Genomic DNA, 19,367 nt, shown 5'->3' with positions numbered 1-19,367 from the left:
CGCATCTATTTCCACTCATTGTAGGCCTAGTCGCAATTAATTCAAAAATTTTGTCGCAGAAATTTCGCCTGATTCAACCGTAGAATAAGGCTTATAGGTCCGATCTGTCGCATTTCATTCGAGATCTTACAGGGGCAGCACGCCGCGTCCCGGAGAGATCAGTCTCGCGCATCGGGGGGTACTTTTTCTTGACGAGTTGCCCGAGTTTCAACGCAGGGTGCTCGAGGTATTACGCGAGCCGCTGGAACTCGGTCACGTGACGATCTCCCGCGCTGGCGGACACGCCACGTTCCCTGCGGCCTTCCAACTGGTCGCGGCGATGAATCCCTGCCCTTGCGGTGATCTGGGGCATCCATTGCGAACTTGCCGGTGTAGCGGCGACGCCGTCGCGAGGTATCGCAACCGACTCTCCGGCCCGTTGCTCGACCGGATCGACTTGCACGTGGAAGTACCGGCGCTGAGTGCCGAGACGTTTGCGGCCCCCGCGTGCGGCGAACGTAGCGCCGAGGTTGCCAAACGCGTGGCACAGGCGCAGGCGAGGCAGTTCTCGCGTCAGGGCCAGTTGAATTGCAGTCTGTCGAACCGCGCGCTGGAAACCCAATGTCCGTTAAGTCCCGAAGCGAAGGCAATCCTGCACCGCGCTGTCACTCAGCATCATTGGTCCGCGCGCACCTATCACCGAGTGTTGCGGGTGGCGCGTACCATCGCCGATCTCGCAGAGCGCGACGCGATCGACGTACCGGAGATCACCGAGGCTGTTCAATATCGCGAGATAGCCATGTCCTGAGATGATGTCGCCATCGCAGCTTTGCCGCCCTTGCCGCTGTCGGCGACACGTAGGGTGCGTATTGCGCTGGCACTACGCCGAGCCGGTATTCGCCCAAAGGCGTCAGCGTCCCGTCCGCGCGGATGAAGCTCTTCAACGATCCGTAAGCGACATCGTACCTTTCGGCGAGACCGGTCAGCCCGCCCGCGCTTCGGATACCCGTTCGACCAAGCGCCTGTATTTCGCACAGAATGTCTTGGGTCACGAGTTTCTTCGGCGGGAATGCCTTTTCCCGAAGCATGCACTTTGCGCGCGAACTCAAGTTGCCGTCGTCGTTGAAGTATTGGCGCAACGACGTGAACGGCACGCCGTATGCGTCGGCCAGCATACGCAGATCAACCTTGGCGCCGCCCGACTGTCGAATGTGCGTATTCACCTGGCGAAGGAGATCGGCGTCGACCACGCGACGGGGCCTCGCAGACGCAAGGAGGCGGGCGTACGCCCGGGGTGTGAGATGGCCACTCGCTTCGAGCCAGTGTTTCAACGAGAGTGGCGAAATATTGAAGATCCTCGCCATCGCCTTGCGCCCACCGGCTTGTCCAATGCGTTGGGGTCCCAACGCCAGGAGCGCCCGCAAGATGTCGGCCGACATTCGGCCTGTCGTCGCAATGCTTCCAAGCTTGAGCTTGATTTCGCCAGTCACGGACAACGTGCCGTCAACACGCAAATAGCGTTTCACCGTCTTGTACGAGACGTGGCACCGCGCCGCCAGCGCTTCTTGCTGCTCGACATTGAGCGTGCCGGCGGGCGCCGCGGCCGCTGCTTGCAAGAATGCGACGACGCCCCTGTCATGCAGCGGCGCGGCGAGCGTTTCCGCTGACCCGGTGGGCATCGACGCGTCGCCGCGACCGGACGTCTCGGCTGAAGTGAAACGCGGCGCGTTGCACGAGACGCTCAAAGCTCGCACATCCGCGCGTTCCTGATGTGGGGCATTAGAAGGCGTGCGGCCTGCCGTGACATCAGGCGTATGCATGATTTCGACGGGCGACGTCGTGAGACTGTCTCGCAACGTACCGTTGGACGATGTGGATTCGACGGACTCGATGAACGCGGCCAGCAGACGCGTTCCCTGGTCGGTCAGATCGGCATTCTCATCGACGTGGGCGCGTAACGCCTCGAAGGAAACACGATGATTCTCGGCAATCGTCGCAAGTCCGCCAGACCGACGCAGTTGCTCCCGACCCATGACCATCAGCATGCAGATCAACTCCGGCGTGATGGGTTGTAAGCCAGCGGGCGCGGCGACCGGCGTGACCCGCGAAACCGGCGAGACCAGCGAAACGGGTGAACTGGCAGCGCCGAGCGTGCGGCCCCAATGCGGTCTCGTCTCGACACCACGCCATCGCGACACGGCAACGTCGTGCAACGAGAGCGCGCTCGAAGCGCCGGCCTGTCGAACATCGCGAAGTTCGCCGACGAACGCGCTCGGTCCGCCAGGCGCTTCATTGCCGAGTTGCGACACCCGCGACATCCGCGACATCTGCGACATGTGGGTCCGGCCGATCGCCGAAGGTCCCCGGCGACCCGCGTCAGGCTGACCCCGGGTCAGCAGCGAGAGAAGTTCGTACATGGGCGTTGGCAGGAGAACGCGGCGACGTCATCGGACGATATGGCGTTGCATGCGGGTTAGGCGTCGGCTCGGGACATGCAGCAAAACTCGCATGAGTCGGCGTGACAATCTTGCACAGAACGCTCAAACCCGAGGGGGCACGCGCGCCGAACGGCCTTCACGGCGGATCTCCGCGATGTCGGCCACCAACCAACACCAGCCCACATCCGTCGACGGTAACCGCCTACTCCAGCGTAAACGAATCGAGAAACTGGTCGACCTGTTCCTTGCCCGGCGCTTTCGTCGCCATGACGACAATCTGATAGACATGATTGCCGCGTCCGACGAAACGCGCGAAAACGTAGCGCTCGGCCTTGTCGCCCGCGACACCCTGCGCCGAGACCGCCAATCCGGGAAGCGCGGGCGCGTCGCCCGCCTGACGCACCATCACCTGCGACGGCGTCGCAGCGCTCTCGTTCACGTTGGCGAGCAAGCCGTGCTGCAATTCGTCGACGACCGTCTGGCGCAACGTCGCGTCATCGCTGGGTAGCGTGACCACGCCGACGGCGAAAAGCGCCGCATCCACGCGCGCCGCCTGCATGCGCATCGGTAACGGTCCGGAAGCGAACTTCACCTCACGCGCGTCCTGCGTCGGTTTGGCGGGATAGGTCACCGCGTACGCCCCATCCTTGTCGTGGACCTCACGCCAGTCGTAGCGGGGCGAACAGGCAGCAAGCACTACCGTTGCAACGAGCATTGCGCAGACACGGACGACGCGATTCATGGACATAACGAGGACCGGCAGATTCGGGGATGGGGAAGCCGCCATTATCCGCCATCGGTTGCAGCAGGAAAAACTGGCAATGGGGACGACGGCAGTTCCCGCAACCTTCGCAGCACCCGGTATCATCGAGCGCATGACACCCGCTCTCGCCCGTGCAATCTCCCGTCAACGCCCCCGCACGCGCGCTGCCGTAGCGTTCGCATGCCTCATCGGCGCCGGCGTGTCGGGCGCAGCCGTTGGCGCGACTGAGACGGGCGCCGCTCGCGCCAAGGCGCCGACGCTCACCGTGGCCCAGGCAACCGGCATCACGTATCCGCGCGAGGGCGTCACCGCCGCACCGCTCGACAGCGGCACCGCAGCGCGGCAGCAGGCTGCCGTTCCCGTCGCCACGGACTTCGCAGCACATGCCCGTCGCGCAGCGTCGCTCGGTGTCCCGCTGATCGTGCTGGTGTCGCTTCGCGACTGCGTCTATTGCGGGCCGATTCGTCAGCGTGAACTGGCGCCATTGGTGCGTAGCGGCAAATATGAAGTCCGCGAAATCGGCATGGACAGCACGACGCCGATACGGGATTTCGACAACGCGACAACGACCGGCGTCGCCTGGGCACGTGCCCACGGCGTCAAGGTTTCGCCGACCGTTTTGTTCCTCGATACCCAGGGACGCCCGGTTGCCGATCCGTTGATCGGCGCCGGCCTGCCCGACTTCTACGGCGCCTATCTCGACGACGCCATCGCCCGTGGCCGCACGCGTATGCCCCCGTCGGGCGACGCCACGACACGCTGAGATTCAGAGTAGAATCGACGTCGACTCGTCATCCTCCCAACCTCACACGGCTGTGTCATGAGCGCTACGACCTCCCGCAAATCTCCTCTGGGCAAGCTCATCGCCATTGCGATCATTGCCGCCGTGGCCATCGCCGCGTATTTCACTTTCGCTGGCCAGAAGCGCGCGCCGGAAGCCACGTTCACCCTGCTCTCGGGCCAAAAACTGGGGCCGGACCAACTCAAGGGCAAGGTCTATCTGGTCAACTTCTGGGCGACGAGCTGCGTCACGTGCATGAAGGAAATGCCGACGATGGTGAAGACGTACGAGAAGTACAAGGGACAGGGACTGGAGTTCGTCGCAGTCGCCATGAGCTACGATCCGCCGATGTACGTGATGAACTACGCGCAGACGCGCCAGTTGCCGTTCAAGGTCGCCATGGATTCGGACGGCAGCGTCGCCAAGCAGTACGGCAACGTTCAACTCACGCCGACGACCTTCGTCGTGGACCGTAACGGCAAGGTCCTCAAGCAATACGTCGGCGAGCCGGAATACGCGGAACTGAACAAGCTCATCGAGACGGCACTGGCGAAGCAGGCCTGACGCCCGGGCCTTCGGCCCGAGCCGAGTGTCCGACGTTATCCGATGACACCCACGAAAAAGCGCCCTGCGGGGCGCTTTTCGTTTTCCGGCGGCAGGTATGTCGACTGCCTTGCCGCATATGGGCCAGACGTGTGGGCAAAACGTGCGGGCCGGGCAAATCACCCCAAACCGAGGCGATCTGTTCACCATTCGCGTGGCCGGCAATATCGTGAGCGACGACGTGACCGGCAGTCTCGAATATGCCGTGGGCGTACTCAAGGTGCCGCTGATCGTCGATCTAGGCGTCGCCATGCCCGCGCGTATGCAGCCCATAGCGCTTGAGCTTTTCATACAGCGTGGCCTTCGGCACATGGAGCGCTTCGGCCGTCGCCGCCACGTTGCCCTTGCTGTGTTCGAGCGCTTCTTGCAGCACGGCGCGTTCGAAGCGTTCGACCTGTTCCTTGAGGGGCAACGGCGCAAGCGAATCCCCCGCGGGCGCGCTCGCCACGCCCAGCACCAGCCGGTCTGCCGCGTTGCGCAATTCGCGCACGTTGCCCGGCCAGTCCGACTGCAACAACTCCTGACGCATCCGGTCGGAGACCACCGGCGCGGGGCGCCCGTAGCGCACGGCAGCGTCGAGCATGAAGTGCTCGAACAGCGGCAGGATATCTTCGCGACGCTCGCGCAACGGCGGTAGGGCCAGCGTGACCACATTGAGTCGGTAATACAGATCGCGACGGAAAGTCCCCTCGCGCACGAGTGCTTCCATGTCGCCCTTGGCCGCCGCCACCACGCGGCAATCCACGCGAATCGACTGGTTCGAGCCAAGGCGCTCCAGCACTCCGTCCTGCAACACGCGCAGCAGTTTGACCTGCAACGCCGCCGGCATGCTCTCGATCTCGTCGAGAAACAACGTGCCCCCGGACGCATGCTCCAGCTTGCCGATCCGACGCTTCGCCGCGCCGGTAAACGCGCCGACTTCATGGCCGAACATCTCGCTCTCGAAAATCGCTTCGGGCAGCGCGCCGCAATTCAGGGCGACGAACGGCGCATCGCGGCGACGCGACAATTCGTGCAGGCTACGCGCGACCAACTCCTTGCCTGTGCCGGTATCGCCATTGATGAGCACCGGGGCATCCGTCATGGCCACGTTGGCGATCAGCGTGCGCAGTGTCTCCATCGAGGGGCTGCGTCCGATGATGCGCGAGGCGCGCCCGCCCTGCTCCGCCAGCTCGCGCCGCAGCGCCTGATTTTCCAGCATGAGCTTGCGGGTTTCGAGCGCGCGCTTGACCGATTCGATCAGGCGATCCGGCGCGAAGGGCTTCTCGATGAAATCGTAAGCGCCGTCGCGAATGGCCTGCACGGCCATCGAGATATCGCCATGACCGGTGACGAGAATCACCGGCACTTCCGGCGCATGCTGACGCAAATGCGCGAGCAATTCGAGCCCGCTCATGCCGATGAGTCGGATGTCCGACACGACAATGCCGGCGAAGTCCGGCGTGATGCGCTCGCGTGCGGCTTCGGCCGAGGCCAGTCCGAAGGCGTCCAGCCCGGCGAGTTGCAGGCTTTGCAGCGTGGCACGCCGCACGAGTTCGTCGTCTTCGACAAATAGGATCTGGAGGTTCTTGTACATCATGCGTTTGTCGCGCCCGCGGCTTGCACGCGGCGCAGCGTCACGAGAAATTCTGCGCCACCGCCCGGAACGTTGCGAGCGACCAGCTGGCCGCCGTTCTCTTGTGCGATGGATGATGAAATTGCGAGTCCGAGCCCCATGCCCTGACCGCCCTCCTTGGTACTGAAAAACGGCTCGAACAGACGCGGCATATGCGCCTCGGCGATCCCCGGCCCATTGTCGCGCACGTAAATGCGCACCCAAAGGTCGTCCGCGTCCACATCGATCCAGATCGACGGCGAGGCCTGCGGTCCGGGGGCTCCCACCACGGCGTCGATAGCGTTGCCCACCAGATTGATCAACACCTGCTCCAGCCGCAAGCCCTCGCACGCGACCTGCACATCGTCCAGCCCGTTGGCAAAGGTCGTCGTCACCTGGACACCGGCCAGACGTCCGCGCAGCAGCATCAGCGTGTTGTCGATCGCACGGCGCACCGAGGCGTCCATGTCGCCGCGACGCGCGCGACCGGCGAAGAGCCGCAGTTGGCCTGTGATCTTGCCCATGCGATCGGTGAGCGATGCAATGGCTTCGAGGTTTTCCTGCGCGGCGTTGTACTCGCGCCGCTCGATGAGCACGCGTGTGTTGTCCGAGAAACTGCGCAGCGCCGAGAGCGGCTGATTGAGTTCGTGCGTAATGCCCGCCGCCATTTGTCCCAGCGCCACGAGCTTCGATGCCTGTACGAGTTCGCTCTGCGCCTCGCGCAATTCATGTTCGGTGCGTGCGCGCTCCTGAACTTCGGTTTGCAGACGTTCGTTCGCCGATTGCAGATCCGCCGTACGCTCGGCCACGCGCTCGCCAAGTTCTGCGTAAGCCGACTGTAGCAACTCACGACTCTTGAGCATGTCGCGCACACGCTGACGCCGCTGATTCCACGCCACGCCCAGCAAACAGGTGAAGGCCGCAAGACACGCTGCGGCCACCGCCGCGATCCGTGCGTTGGCGATCACCTGATCGAGCGGTGCGAAATACATGAGCGTCCAGTCCGGCTCGCCGAGCTTGCGCTGCACGGCAAGAAAGCGCCGGGTCTTACCCGTCGCGCGAGGCCCGGCCGCATCACGCACGGTCACCACTTCGCCATCGGCGTCGAGCCGTTCGTCTTCGCTCCATGCGAGCGGCGTGACATGCTGGTTGTAGTACTGACGCGTGCTCTCGAGCGCCGCCTTCACATCGGGCGTGAGCGGCGTGAGCGAGCGGTACTGCCAGCGAGGCTCGGAGGACAGGAAAATCACGCCATGATCGTCGGCCACGACGACCGGCTCGGCGGCATCGGCGCCGGCGCGCTGGAACCATTCGAGGTTCAGCTTCACCACGACCACGCCGTGAATCTGTCCGTCGACGAGAATCGGCTGAGAGACGAAATACCCCGGCTCGCCGGAGGTCGTCCCCACGCCGTAGAAGCGGCCGAAGGCGCCCTTGATGGCATCGATGAAATACGGACGGAAGCGATACTCCTGCCCGACGAACGTGGCCTTTTCGCGCCAGTTGCTTGCGGCGAGCGCGAGTCCGTTGGCGTCGATCACATAGGCCGCCGACGCCTTGGCGCGCTGGTTCACGTCGAAAAGGTAATCGTTGGCCCGCTGTACCACCGCCTTGTCTTTGGGATTGAGCAGCAGGTCGTGGACGTACGGATGCAGCGAGAGCAGATAAGGCAGAAATTCGTAGCGGTCGACGGTGCTGCGCAGGCTGCCTGCGTAGCGCTCGACACGCGCGCCGGCATTCACGCGCAGGTCGGCCACGCCGCGCTGCCAGCTCAGGGCGTACGTCAACCAGCAGAACAGGACACTCGCCAACAGCATGACGACGATCCATGACCAACGGCGCATCGGGGCGGTCCTCTCGAGATCGATGGGGACTTCGTCGCGCCGGTCGTCCGCAGCGTTCCCGGTTTTCGCGGCCATGGCAGCACCCGGGGGGGCGGCATGGCGACGTATGCGGGCGCGGATCGTGTCGTCTTGCAGGGTGGCCATTAGGGGCGCAGGGACGCAGGGGCTCAAAGGGCCACCGGGCGGCGAAGCTCAGGCGCTATTGTGCCTGTGCCGCGCCGCCCGGTGGCGAACGTCATGTTGACGCGGAGTTGGCAGCACATGCCGGTGTCACGTGATCGTGTTCACGCGACGCATCGGGCATGGCTGCCGCCGACCGTCAGGCCAGCTCCGGACCTTGCTTGCCCGACATGGCGTCGGCCAGCTTCTTGCGGTCCAGTTCCTTTTCCCAGGCCGACACGACGATCGTTGCCACGCCGTTGCCGCAGATGTTCGTCAACGCGCGGCATTCGCTCATGAAGCGGTCGATACCGAGGATCAGCACCATACCGGCAACCGGGATCGTCGGAATCACGGCGAGCGTGGCGGCCAGCGTGATGAAGCCGGCGCCGGTCACGCCCGAAGCGCCCTTCGAGGTGAGCATCGCCACGGCGAGCAGCGTGAGCTGTTGGCCCCAGGTCAGGTCGATGTTCGTCGCCTGCGCGATGAACAGCACGGCCATCGTCATGTAGATGTTGGTGCCATCGAGGTTGAACGAGTAACCGGTCGGGATCACGAGACCCACCACCGACTTCGAGCAACCGGCCTTTTCCATCTTTTCCATCAGGTGCGGCAAGGCCGCTTCCGACGAGCTCGTGCCCAGCACGATCAGCAGCTCTTCCTTGATGTAGGCGAGGAAGCGGAAGATCGAGAAGCCGGTGAATCGGGCGATCAGGCCCAGCACGACGATCACGAACAGGAACGACGTCAGGTAGAAGGTGCCCATCAGCTTGGCCAGCGGCACCAGCGAGGCAATGCCGTACTTGCCGATGGTGAAGGCCATGGCGCCAAATGCACCCAGCGGCGCGACCTTGGTGATGATGTGCACCACGCGGAAGAGCACGCCCGACACGCTGTCGATCCAGCTCGTCACCACGCGACCACGCTCGCCGATCGCAGCCAGTGCTGCGCCGAACAGGATGGCGATCACGAGAATCTGCAGGATTTCACCCTTGGCGAACGCATCGGTGATGGTGTTCGGGATGAGGTGCAACAGGAAGTCGGTGAACGTGTCGCCGTGCGCGGCCTTCTCGGCGTAGCCGGCGATCGCCTTCGGATCGAGCGAATTGATGTCGACGTTGAAGCCGGCGCCCGGCTTGAGCACGTGCGTGGCGATCAGACCGATCACCAGCGCCAGCGTCGAGACGACCTCGAAGTAGATCAGGGCCTTGCCGCCAACGCGGCCGACCTTCTTCATGTCTTCCATGCCGGCGATGCCGGTCACGACCGTACAGAAAATCACCGGGCCGATGATCATCTTGATGAGCTTGATGAACGCGTCACCGAGCGGCTTCATCTCGACGGCCAGATCGGGCCTGAAATGCCCGAGCAGAATGCCGACGACGATGGCAAACAGCACCTGAACATACAGGATGCGGTAGAAAGGTTTCTTGGTCTGAGTTTGCATGTTGTTTCCTCTTCAGGCGGCGGGGCAAGCCACCGCCCTTGTTATCAATCCGCGGTGACGCCGCGAATCTCGCTTTGCGCAAAGCGCATTTGCTCCTCCATCACCATCTGGGCCAGCTCCTTCTTCAACTCGTTGAATTCGCTGCCTGCCGTGTCGCGCGGACGGGGCAGGTCGATGACCACGTCCCGCTTGACCGTGCCCGGCCGGTACGTCATGACGACGACACGGTCGGCCAGATAGATCGACTCCTCGATGCTGTGTGTGACGAAAATGATCGTCTTCTTGAATTCCTCCCAGATGCGCAGCAGCTCGTCCTGCAACGTACGACGCGTGAGCGCGTCGAGCGCGCCGAACGGTTCGTCCATGAGCATGATCGGACTGTCGAGCGCGAGCACGCGGGCAATGGCCACGCGCTGGCGCATGCCGCCCGACAGATCGCGCGGAAAGCGATCGCGAAACTCGCGCAGATTGAGCTTGCCCAGCAGAAGGTCCACGCGCTCGTTGATCTCGGCGCGCTTCATGCCCTTGATTTCCAGACCGAAGGCGATGTTCTGCGCCACCGTCATCCACGGAAACAGCGCGTACTCCTGGAACACCATGCCGCGATCCGGGCCCGGCTCGGCTGCCGCATCTGCCCGTCCGTCGATACGAATGACACCCGAGCTCGGCTGTACGAACCCGGCGAGCGCATTGAGCAACGTCGACTTGCCGCAGCCCGACGGACCGAGCAGGCAGACGAACTCGCCGGCATCGATGCGCAGATCGATGTCCTTGAGGGCGTCGACGACGCCGCCGGGAACGGGGAACTGTTTGTTGACGTGGTCGATTTGAATCAGCATGTCGCTCGTCTCCTCACTTGGTTTCCAGACCACGGTGCCACTTGAGCAGGTGGTTGTTGAGACGATCCATGCCGAGGTCGATCACCAGACCGAGCAGGCCGATGGTCAGCATGCCCGCGATGATCTTGTCGGACCACATGTATTCGCGGGCTTCCAGAATGCGGTAGCCCAGACCGTTGTTCACGGCAATCATCTCCGCGACGATCACGACGATGAACGCCGTGCCGATACCGATGCGCACGCCCGACAGAATGTAGGGCGTCGCGGCCGGCAGAATCACGCGACGGAAAATGGTCAGCTGGCCCGCGCCGAGATTGCGCGCGGCGCGCAGATAGATGCCGTCGACATGGCGCACGCCGGCGATCGTGTTCATCAGCACGGGGAAGAACGCGCCCAGCGCGATGAGGAAGAACGCGGGCGGATTCCCCAACCCGAACCACAGGATCGCGAGCGGGATGTACGCGATCGGGGGAATCGGACGCACCACCTGCACCAGCGGGTTGAACAGGCCGTAGACACGCGTGCTCGTGCCCATGAGCAGGCCCAGCGGCAGCGCAATGCCTGCACCGACGAGAAAGCCCATGACCACGCGGTACAGGCTGTGCGTGGCGTCCATGAGCAACTCGCTCGATTGCAGCCATGCACTGAAGCCGTCGGCCATCGCCACAGTCGGCTTGAGGTATTGCCACCACTTGACCACGACGGCCAGCGGCGACGGAAGAATGATCGGGTTGATCCAGCCCAGGCCGGTGACGATCTGCCAGATCACCACGACCGCGAGCGGAATCAATACACCGCGCAGCATGCGCGCGGCGCGTGAAGTACGTGACGTACCTGAAGCGCCCGAGGCGCCCGAGGCGCCCGGTTTTGCAATGACAGCGGACATCCGGTCGCCTCGCCTTACTTGATGTTCAGCTTGGTTTTCGCCTTGGCGAGCAAGTCGAGCTTGACCCAGTCGTCAGCCTTCGGCACCGGATCCTGCAACTTGCCCACGCCGTACTTCTTCATCAGGTCGGTCGTGAGTTGCACATGCGAGAGGTTCAGGTCGTAGCTGTACGGCGAGTTGCCGATGGCGTCCGTGAAATCCTGCTCGGTGATCTGGTTCTTGAACATGTCCTCGCGAACGAACTTCTCGGCCGCCTTCGGATTCTTGATGAAATAGTCGGTCGCTTCGACGAACGCGTACATCAGGCGTTGTGCGACGTCCGGCTTTTCCTTGTAGAGCTTCTCGGTGATCACGAGCGCACGCACCGGCTCGCCGATCGGCGTGTCGTACGGCTTGAGCACTTCGACGCCGAAGCCCTTGTTGATGGATTGCGAGGCTTGCGGCTCGGACTGGCACATCGCGTCGATGCTGCCGGCGGCAAGCGCCTGATTCAGATCGGCAAAGGCCATGAACATGATCTGCACGTCCTTGCCCGGCTGATCCGACCAGCTCAGACCGGCCTTGGCCAGTTCCGCGTACAGAATCAGTTCCTGGGCGCCGCCACGCGCGACCCCGACCTTCTTGCCCTTGAGATCGGCAACCTTGGTGATCGGCAGTCCCTTCTTCGCCACGAGGCGCACACCGCCCTTGGCAAAACCGGCTACCGCGTAGATCGGCGCGCCCTGCGCACGACCCGCAATCGCGGCATCAAGCGCGCTTGCCGACACGTCGATCTGACCCGCCACGATCGCCGGCATGATGTCCACGCCCTTGGCGAACATGCGCTCTTCGATCTTCAGGCCGTACTTCGGCCCGATCACCTTCATGTACGACACGGCGCCGTAATGGGCGAATTTCAGGTTCCCCAAACGCACCACATCGTCGGCGAAAGCGTGTAGCGAGGCTGCACACAGCGCAGCGGCGGCAAGGCATTGCTTGAACATAAGGTCTCCTCTCTTATTAGAACGGCTTGCTCTGGTTTTCCGGATTCCGGATGGGATTCCGTACGACACGGCAGCACGCGCGTTAGAAAGCAATACTTATGCCAACAATGCAAGTCGTTGATTTTATTGTGGGAAGCTGTGGAAAACCCGATGTTCGGTTATACGAAAAATCGGAAAATACGCCCATAAAGATTCTGGAATTCCAGAAAATCAGGCGAATTGGGGAAGCGCGGCACGCACAACCCCCTCGCCGGCCGTCCTTCCCGGGCGAGGGCGCCACACAACGATTCGTTGAAAAAAACGAAACCTCGCTTCGACGTGCCTCATGACCGGGGGAAGCGGCGGGCGGATTGTCGAGACGAGGTGTCGATGGCGCAGCGCAATGCGTCGCGCCATCGTTTTCCTGGTGCGAACGCCGGCAGCGCTCAGGCAGACAGCACTTCAGGCACCGGCGTCTGATAGCCGAGCGCTGCCGAGATTTCCGCCGCACATGCCGACAGGCGTGACGAGATGTCCGGCAACAGCGCGCGCGTCATGCGCGACGACGGGCCCGACGCCGACAGCGACGCGATGACTTCACCCGACGCATCGCGAACCGGCACAGCAACGGAGACGGCTTCGGGGGCCAGCTCGCCGAAGCTCACCGCGCAATCCTGACGGCGCACGTTGAGCAATTCGGCGGCGAGTTCGTCGCGCTCGATGAGCGTGCCCGCCGTGAAGCGTTTGCGCGGGCGCCCCAGCACCTGTGCACGGACGTCGTCCGAAGCGAAGGCCAGCAGCACGCGACCCGACGCGCCGACATAGAGAGGGCGACGGTTGCCGACCACACCGTGCACGCGCAACTCGTGCGTCGATTCGACGCGCGCGACACACAGCGACTCCAGACCGTCGCGCACGCGCAACTGAATGTTCTCGTTGAGCGCGCGATTGAGCGCCTGCAGATGGCGATGCGCGACCTTCACGAGATTGACCTGCTCGTGTCCCGCCACACCGAGCACCAGCGCCTGGGCGCCAAGCACGTAGGTAACCGGGCTGCCCTCGCGGACCACCCAGCGGTGCTGCTCGAGCGTTGCCAACAGACGAAAGGCCCGCGACTTGTTCAACCCGGCGCGCTGCGCCAGTTCCGTCACACCCAGGCCGGGGCACTCCCCGACCAGCGACAGCAGCGAAAGCGCCGTGTCGACCGAAGCGACTGTGTAGTCCATCAAACTTCCTCGCTATGTTGTTCGGCATACGCGGCGAGCGCCGCCGCAAATTGGCCAAGTTGCGATTGCAGCGTCGAAAAGCCCGAATGTCGTACCGGCCTGTCGACGCTCGATTCATCCAGATAGAGCGCCTGGTTCAGTTCGATCTGCACACTGTGGCGTCCCTCGGCAGGACGGCCGAAGTGGCGCACGAGGTCGCCACCGCGATACGGCGTGTTGTAGGCCACGCGAAAGCCCAGCCGCGTGAATTCCGCCATCACCCAGCGCGAGAACGCGGGATTGGCCGTGGTGCCGTCGCCGTCGCTCACCAGCACGTCGGGGCGCGTCATGCCCGCATCGGGGTCCAGCGCACCGCCGCGCGAACGCATCGAGTGACAGTCGAGATGCCAGACGACGCCATGACGCTGCCACGCGGTGTCAAGCGCGTCGCGCAATGCCTGTCGGTACGGCCGGTAATAGTCGTGAATCCGGCGCTCGACTTCAGGCACCGTCAGACGCCGGTCGTAAAGCGGCACGTTGGGCGCAGCGAACCGGTGCAGCAAGCCGACGCCCCGCTCGCTGTACGCTTGCGGACGTGCGTCATGCGGCCACAAGCTCGCAAGCAATTCGGGATCGAGGTCGTGTTCGGCGCGATTCGGGTCGATGTAGGCGCGGGGGAAGAGCGCCGCGACCAGCGTCGCGCCGTGCCGGGTCGCCACTGACCAGAGTTCGTCGACATAGGCATCGCCGCAGGCGAGGATCGCTGCCGTCGGGGCCACGGTGTCGAAATCCGGCGGAAGCACGTGGCCGCTGTGCGGCACATCGATCACGATCGGCAAGCGCGCGCCGGCACGCTTCGCACCGTTCGGGTCACCTTGCGGCGCCTCCACAAAAAATCGGCCCTCAGTGACCTGACGGGACATGCTGCCTCCTGGCGTGCATCCGGAACTTCCGCCCGAAATAACCATTTCGGGAACAGTGTTTTGCTACGCAAAACGCCGTCCGAATATTCTGAAACAACGTCAGAAAGGCGACAAGGTGATGCTTGTTACAACATATTTCGTGGCAGGGAGACAGGCAGGCGCCGCCGGAAACGGAAATTTCGGCGACGATGAGGGCAAATGGAAGCACGTATTCACCGCGTTAGTCGATATCTGCGAGTGCCGACGGCACGTATCGCCTATCGAACCGGGCGCGGCTTGTGACGTGTCGTAATCGTCTTCGAACACTCGTCGCAGGCTTCGAGCGCCTTACCGGATATGCCCGGACGGCACACTCCCCGCGGGTCGGGTCGTCAACGACCAGGCACAAAAAAACGCGGATCGCCAAAAGACGATCCGCGTTTTTACATGTCACCCGGCAAATTCTGATCGGACCGATCAGATGGCGTCGGCGACACCCGCTTCGTGTGCCTGCACGTCGGCGTGATAGCTCGAACGCACCATCGCGCCCACGGCGGCGTGCGTGAAGCCCATCTTGTAGGCCTCTTCTTCGAACATCTTGAAGGTGTCCGGCGTCACGTAACGGCGCACCGGCAGGTGGTGTTCCGACGGTTGCAGATACTGACCGATCGTGAGCATGTCGACGTTGTGTGCGCGCATGTCACGCATGACTTGCAGGATTTCTTCGTCCGTCTCGCCCAGTCCGACCATCAGGCCCGACTTCGTCGAGACATCGGGATGCGCGGCCTTGAATTCCTTGAGCAGGTTCAGCGAATGCTGGTAGTCCGAGCCCGGGCGCGCTTCCTTGTACAGACGGGGCACCGTTTCCAGATTGTGGTTCATCACATCGGGCGGTGCGGCGTTCAGAATGCCCAGCGCGCGATCCAGACGAGCGCGGAAGTCCGGCGTCAGAATTTCAATGCGCGTCGAGGGCGAAAGTTCGCGAACGTGACGGATGCAGTCGACGAAGTGTTGCGCACCGCCGTCGCGCAGATCGTCGCGGTCCACGCTCGTGATCACCACGTACTTCAGGCGCATCGCGGCGATGGTCTTCGCCAGATTGAGCGGCTCGTCGGCGTCGAGCGGGTCCGGACGGCCATGGCCGACGTCGCAGAACGGGCAGCGCCGCGTGCACTTGTCGCCCATGATCATGAACGTGGCCGTGCCCTTGCCGAAGCACTCGCCGATATTCGGGCAGCTCGCCTCTTCGCACACGGTGTGCAAGTTGTGCTCACGCAGAATTTGCTTGATCTCGTAGAAGCGGGAGGTGTGAGTGGCCGCCTTTACGCGAATCCAGTCCGGCTTCTTCAGACGTTCGATCGGCACGACCTTGATCGGAATGCGCGCCGTCTTGGCTTGGGACTTTTGCTTGGCGGTAGCGTCGTATTCGCCGTCGATCGAGCGAACTTCCTTGCTCGTGCTGTCGTTCTGAGTCACGGTGGTCATGATGGGGGCGTTCCAGGCGTCCAATCAGGCGGCGGCGTTTGCGCTCGTGGCCGGATCGTTACCGGCCTGCGGCGCGACATCGGTCGTCGCGGGGTGCTGTTCGAGATGTTGACCGAGTTGCTGCGCCAGTCGCGCGGCCACTTCGTCCCAGCGGGGAGCCACGCCAAGCGTGGCCATATCTACGGTTTGCAAGCCGGCGTATCCGCACGGATTGATCCAGTCGAACGGGCGCAGATCCATGGCGACGTTCAGCGACACGCCGTGATAACTGCATCCGTTGCGGATCTTCAATCCGAGCGCAGCGATCTTTGCGCCGGCATGCGCTGCGGTGCCGTCGGCGGGGCTCACGTAGATGCCCGGCGCGCCGGCCCGGCGCTCAACGTCGAGATTATACGCTCCAAGGGTGTCGATCACCGCCTGCTCGATCAGCCGCACCATTTCGCGCACGCCAAGCTTGCGTCGACGCAGGTCGACGAGCAGATAGACCACGACCTGGCCGGGGCCGTGATACGTGATCTGGCCGCCGCGATCGACCTTGACGAGCGGGATACCGGTATTGGCGACAAGCAGGTGAGCAGGATCGCCGGCGTGTCCGAGCGTGTAGACGGGCGGATGCTGGACGATCCAGAGCTGGTCGGGGCCGTTCGGGCCGCGCGCGTCGGTGTAGGCGCGCATGGCGTCGAACGATGTGGCGTAGTCTTCCGTGCCGCGCCAGCAAACTTCGATCGGGGAGGTCATGGCCGCAATTTTAGCGAAACCGCGCCGGTCTTGCTCGGTGTCCCGTCGCACGGGCCTCACCGGGCGGGTGTTGCCCGGCTGCAACGCTCGGGCGAGACCGCTCACGCGGCCTTTCGGGACGTCGAGACGCCCATTCCCCGCGCGTACCAGCCCGCCGCCAGCACGATCATCGCGCCGCCAAGCCACTGGGTCGGATGCAGGACGATATCAAATGCCAGAAAATCGACCGCCACGGCGACGACCGGGTAGACGAAGCCGAACACCGCAAGACTCGACGTCGACGCCTTCTGAAACGCGCCATAGAGCAGCAAATACATGAACGTCGTATGGAAAAGCCCCAGCGTGACGATCGCGCCCCATTCGCGTGGCGCGGACGGCAGCTGTCCGAAATCGGCCATCCAGACGAAGACGACAGCGCCGATCACCATGTGCAGCGCGGCAATGATTTCCGGTCGGATCGTCCCGGCGAGCTTCTTGGTAAAGAGCGTGGTGGCCGCGTACAGGGTCGCGGCGGCCAGCGCACTCGCCACGCCGAGCAGATAGCCCTTCCCATGCACGCCGCCCGGTTCCGCCAGGATGACCAGACCGGCGAACGCCACGCCGAGGCATCCCATGGTGGCAAGCGACGGCCGCTCACGCGTGACGACGATGCCGGCCAGCACCAGCAGGAACGGCTGGACGTTGTAGACGACCGTCGTAATTCCCACCGACGTGAGCTTGTACGCCGTGAACAGGAAGTACCAGTTCGAGACGAGCGTCACCGCGCCCAGCACAACGTTCACGACTTGCCAGCGCGCCATGCGAAAGCCGCGCCAGTAGCCGCGATACGCACACCACGCGCACAAACTCAGCGAGCCGATCAGGCACCGGAAGAACACCACGTTCAGCGCGGGTTGCCCCGACATCAGGACGAAAAAGCCGATGGTCCCCGAGATCACCATGGCGGCGATCATCAGCAGACGTCCGAGGCGCTCGTCGGCCTGAGGGTTCGGTGTGGAGGCTGAAGGCATCGGTGTGGGGGGCGAAGCTGGGTTCATCAGGATTGGCTCGGGGGAAACGATTACGCTGGTTTCGACGTATTTTCCGGGTATTGGGGTTCGATTATTGCGCGCCTTGTTGTGAATTCGATTAACACATTCGGGTGACAGACAGTATCGTCCGCAATCATGGAAACGGCACGCAAAATGAAACACGCGCTCCTCGGCAATCATTGCCTCGGAACGCGTGATCTGTTTGCGGGACGATGCCCGGCAGTCCTCAGCTTACGTCAGGCGGCCGCCGTGCACGAATTGGCTTCCCGCGCAGCGCGACGACCGGCCAGCCACTTGCGAAGCACACGCATCAGCGAAAAGCGGCGCGCTACTTCTCGCTCCAGTTCGGCTTCGGCGACATCCTCGGAGGAGAGCCAGTAGCGGCGTCCCGGCTCGACGGCGAGGCGTTGGCCCGGCGCGAGCCAGTAGTCGCGGGGATCGCCCGCTCGCGTGACCCAGACCGACGCGCCGCGCGCGACAAGCGTATGCTCGTGATGCAGGTCGAGCGTGATGACTTCGCCCGGGCGAAGACCGTAGAAGTACTGAACCTTTGTCAAATTGTTTTGCATTTTACGACCCCCACTCAGTGCGAGACAATGACTGAATCATAGGGACTGGCAGGCGCCGCACCAAACGACATATTTTCACGGCCTTGCGAATAAAGCTCACATGGATCTTCGGAGACTTCCCAATCTAAGCGCCTTGCGCGCGTTCGAGGCGGCCGCCCGCCTCGAGAGCTTCTCACGTGCCGCCGAGGAATTGTTCGTCACGCACGGCGCCATCAGCCACCAGATCCGCGCGCTGGAGCAGGAACTGGGCACCACGCTCTTTGCCCGTAACGGCAAGCGCATCAGCATCACGCCGGCGGGACGCCAGTACGCGACATCGATCCGCACCGCCCTCACCGACATCGCGCAGGCCACGCGCAAGCTTCAGGCGGGCACGCGCAGCGAACGCCGACTGGTGCTCACGACCATGCCGTCGTTCGCCAGTCGCTGGCTCACGCCGCGCATCGGCCGGTTCATCGACCGGCACCCGGAACTGGAAGTCGAATTGCGATGCAGCGCACAGTTGACCGACTTCGAACGCGACGACGTCGACGTGGCGCTGCGCATGGGTAAGGGAAACTGGCCCGGCCTGCACATCGAGAAAGTGCTCGACGACGTCTTCTTCCCGGCGTGCAGCCCGACTTACAACGACGGCAAGCTGCCGCAAACGGCCGAGGAATTCCGTGCCAGCACCCTGCTGCGCTCGCACGACGAGCCGTGGGCGCCGTGGTTCGCTTCGGCAGGCTTCGACCTGCCCGAGCCGATGCAGGGCATGATGTACGAGGATTCGGGAATGCTGTCGCAGGCCGCCATCGTCGGCCAGGGCGTGGCACTGGTGCGGCGCTCGCTGGCCGTCGGGGACATCATGGCCGGGCGACTGGTGCGCCTGTCCGATGTCGATACGCCATGCGAATGGGATTACTTCTTCGTGTGCCCGCACGCGGTGCTCGATACGCAGCGCGTTCAGGCATTCAGAACATGGTTTCTGGAAGAGGTGGCGGCGTTCGATCTGGTCAAAGACACACGCGCCCGGCCCGCCCAGCCCAGCGGTGCCGCGCTCGCCGCGGGCATGGCCGCGACGGCGGGCGAGATGACAACGCATGCGCAACTGGGGCTGGCCCCCAGGGTAACGCCGGATGACGGGGCGCCGACGAACGGCTGAG

Annotated in this window: 17 protein-coding genes and 2 pseudogenes; 5 read left to right on the top strand and 14 right to left on the bottom strand. The window is 63.5% G+C overall.

The window, feature by feature from the left end:
• Window positions 1–133: 133 nt before the first annotated feature.
• Window positions 134–787 (top strand): annotated as a pseudogene (locus PCA31118_RS08175) (ATP-binding protein); the annotation flags it as partial.
• On the opposite strand, the gene PCA31118_RS08170 reads toward PCA31118_RS08175, so the two are convergent.
• Together PCA31118_RS08170 and PCA31118_RS08165 are read right to left on the bottom strand one after the other, a co-directional pair.
• Window positions 747–2,315, bottom strand: coding sequence for a hypothetical protein (locus PCA31118_RS08170; RefSeq protein WP_150624678.1), 1,569 nt, complete (start codon window positions 2,313–2,315; stop codon window positions 747–749). The pseudogene PCA31118_RS08175 and the gene PCA31118_RS08170 sit on opposite strands and share 41 nt — an antisense overlap.
• A gap of 304 nt (window positions 2,316–2,619) precedes the next feature.
• The gene (locus PCA31118_RS08165; RefSeq protein ID WP_246190131.1) at window positions 2,620–3,159 is read right to left on the bottom strand and encodes a hypothetical protein; all 540 of its coding nucleotides are present in this window, start codon (window positions 3,157–3,159) and stop codon (window positions 2,620–2,622) included.
• A gap of 79 nt (window positions 3,160–3,238) precedes the next feature.
• Between PCA31118_RS08165 and PCA31118_RS26990 the strand changes: the two genes are divergently transcribed.
• The 3 genes and pseudogenes from PCA31118_RS26990 to PCA31118_RS27340 all read left to right on the top strand — a co-directional run.
• Window positions 3,239–3,943 (top strand): thioredoxin domain-containing protein, encoded by a 705-nt coding sequence (locus tag PCA31118_RS26990; RefSeq protein WP_174990386.1) that lies wholly within the window; start codon window positions 3,239–3,241, stop codon window positions 3,941–3,943.
• A gap of 57 nt (window positions 3,944–4,000) precedes the next feature.
• Window positions 4,001–4,525, top strand: coding sequence for a TlpA disulfide reductase family protein (locus PCA31118_RS08155; protein WP_150624674.1), 525 nt, complete (start codon window positions 4,001–4,003; stop codon window positions 4,523–4,525).
• A gap of 97 nt (window positions 4,526–4,622) precedes the next feature.
• Window positions 4,623–4,793 (top strand): annotated as a pseudogene (locus PCA31118_RS27340) (carbonic anhydrase); the annotation flags it as partial.
• 9 nt (window positions 4,794–4,802) lie between these two features.
• On the opposite strand, the gene PCA31118_RS08145 reads toward PCA31118_RS27340, so the two are convergent.
• The 12 genes from PCA31118_RS08145 to PCA31118_RS08090 all read right to left on the bottom strand — a co-directional run bounded on the left by PCA31118_RS08145 (window position 4,803) and on the right by PCA31118_RS08090 (window position 18,225).
• On the bottom strand, window positions 4,803–6,140 hold the full coding sequence (locus PCA31118_RS08145) for a sigma-54-dependent transcriptional regulator (protein WP_150625175.1): 1,338 nt from the start codon (window positions 6,138–6,140) through the stop codon (window positions 4,803–4,805).
• A complete protein-coding gene (locus PCA31118_RS08140; protein ID WP_150624672.1) occupies window positions 6,140–8,146 on the bottom strand; it encodes a sensor histidine kinase in 2,007 nt (668 codons plus the stop codon). Before PCA31118_RS08140 ends, PCA31118_RS08145 begins: the two co-directional genes overlap by 1 nt.
• 175 nt (window positions 8,147–8,321) lie before the next feature.
• Window positions 8,322–9,608, bottom strand: a complete 1,287-nt coding sequence (locus PCA31118_RS08135) for a dicarboxylate/amino acid:cation symporter (RefSeq protein WP_044453685.1) — start codon at window positions 9,606–9,608, stop codon at window positions 8,322–8,324.
• 44 nt (window positions 9,609–9,652) lie between these two features.
• Entirely contained in the window at window positions 9,653–10,447 is a 795-nt protein-coding gene (locus tag PCA31118_RS08130) for an ABC transporter ATP-binding protein (RefSeq protein WP_044453684.1), read from the bottom strand.
• A gap of 13 nt (window positions 10,448–10,460) precedes the next feature.
• Complete coding sequence (locus PCA31118_RS08125; protein ID WP_044453683.1) at window positions 10,461–11,252, bottom strand: ABC transporter permease; 792 nt, start codon at window positions 11,250–11,252, stop codon at window positions 10,461–10,463.
• Window positions 11,253–11,347: 95 nt separating this feature from the next.
• Entirely contained in the window at window positions 11,348–12,316 is a 969-nt protein-coding gene (locus PCA31118_RS08120; RefSeq protein ID WP_150624670.1) for an ABC transporter substrate-binding protein, read from the bottom strand.
• 425 nt (window positions 12,317–12,741) lie between these two features.
• Window positions 12,742–13,521: an IclR family transcriptional regulator gene (locus tag PCA31118_RS08115; RefSeq protein WP_150624668.1), complete on the bottom strand. Its 780-nt coding sequence runs from the start codon at window positions 13,519–13,521 to the stop codon at window positions 12,742–12,744.
• Entirely contained in the window at window positions 13,521–14,423 is a 903-nt protein-coding gene (locus PCA31118_RS08110) for an N-formylglutamate amidohydrolase (RefSeq protein WP_150624666.1), read from the bottom strand. Before PCA31118_RS08110 ends, PCA31118_RS08115 begins: the two co-directional genes overlap by 1 nt.
• Before the next feature lie 456 nt (window positions 14,424–14,879).
• A complete protein-coding gene (gene lipA, locus PCA31118_RS08105) occupies window positions 14,880–15,887 on the bottom strand; it encodes a lipoyl synthase (protein ID WP_044453675.1) in 1,008 nt (335 codons plus the stop codon).
• A gap of 24 nt (window positions 15,888–15,911) precedes the next feature.
• Window positions 15,912–16,625, bottom strand: coding sequence for a lipoyl(octanoyl) transferase LipB (gene lipB / locus PCA31118_RS08100; protein ID WP_150624664.1), 714 nt, complete (start codon window positions 16,623–16,625; stop codon window positions 15,912–15,914).
• Between the two features lie 101 nt (window positions 16,626–16,726).
• Entirely contained in the window at window positions 16,727–17,662 is a 936-nt protein-coding gene (locus PCA31118_RS08095; RefSeq protein ID WP_174990385.1) for a DMT family transporter, read from the bottom strand.
• A 230-nt stretch (window positions 17,663–17,892) separates the two neighbouring features.
• The gene (locus PCA31118_RS08090; protein ID WP_150624660.1) at window positions 17,893–18,225 is read right to left on the bottom strand and encodes a DUF2917 domain-containing protein; all 333 of its coding nucleotides are present in this window, start codon (window positions 18,223–18,225) and stop codon (window positions 17,893–17,895) included.
• A gap of 100 nt (window positions 18,226–18,325) precedes the next feature.
• Here PCA31118_RS08090 and PCA31118_RS08085 point away from each other — a divergent pair, with 100 nt between their 5' ends.
• On the top strand, window positions 18,326–19,366 hold the full coding sequence (locus tag PCA31118_RS08085; protein ID WP_150624658.1) for a transcriptional regulator GcvA: 1,041 nt from the start codon (window positions 18,326–18,328) through the stop codon (window positions 19,364–19,366).
• The last annotated feature ends 1 nt before the right edge of the window (window position 19,367 follow it).

The sequence above is a fragment of the Pandoraea captiosa genome (assembly GCF_902459775.1).
Lineage (GTDB): Bacteria > Pseudomonadota > Gammaproteobacteria > Burkholderiales > Burkholderiaceae > Pandoraea > Pandoraea captiosa.
This window is presented reverse-complemented; position numbering and strand designations above follow the sequence as displayed.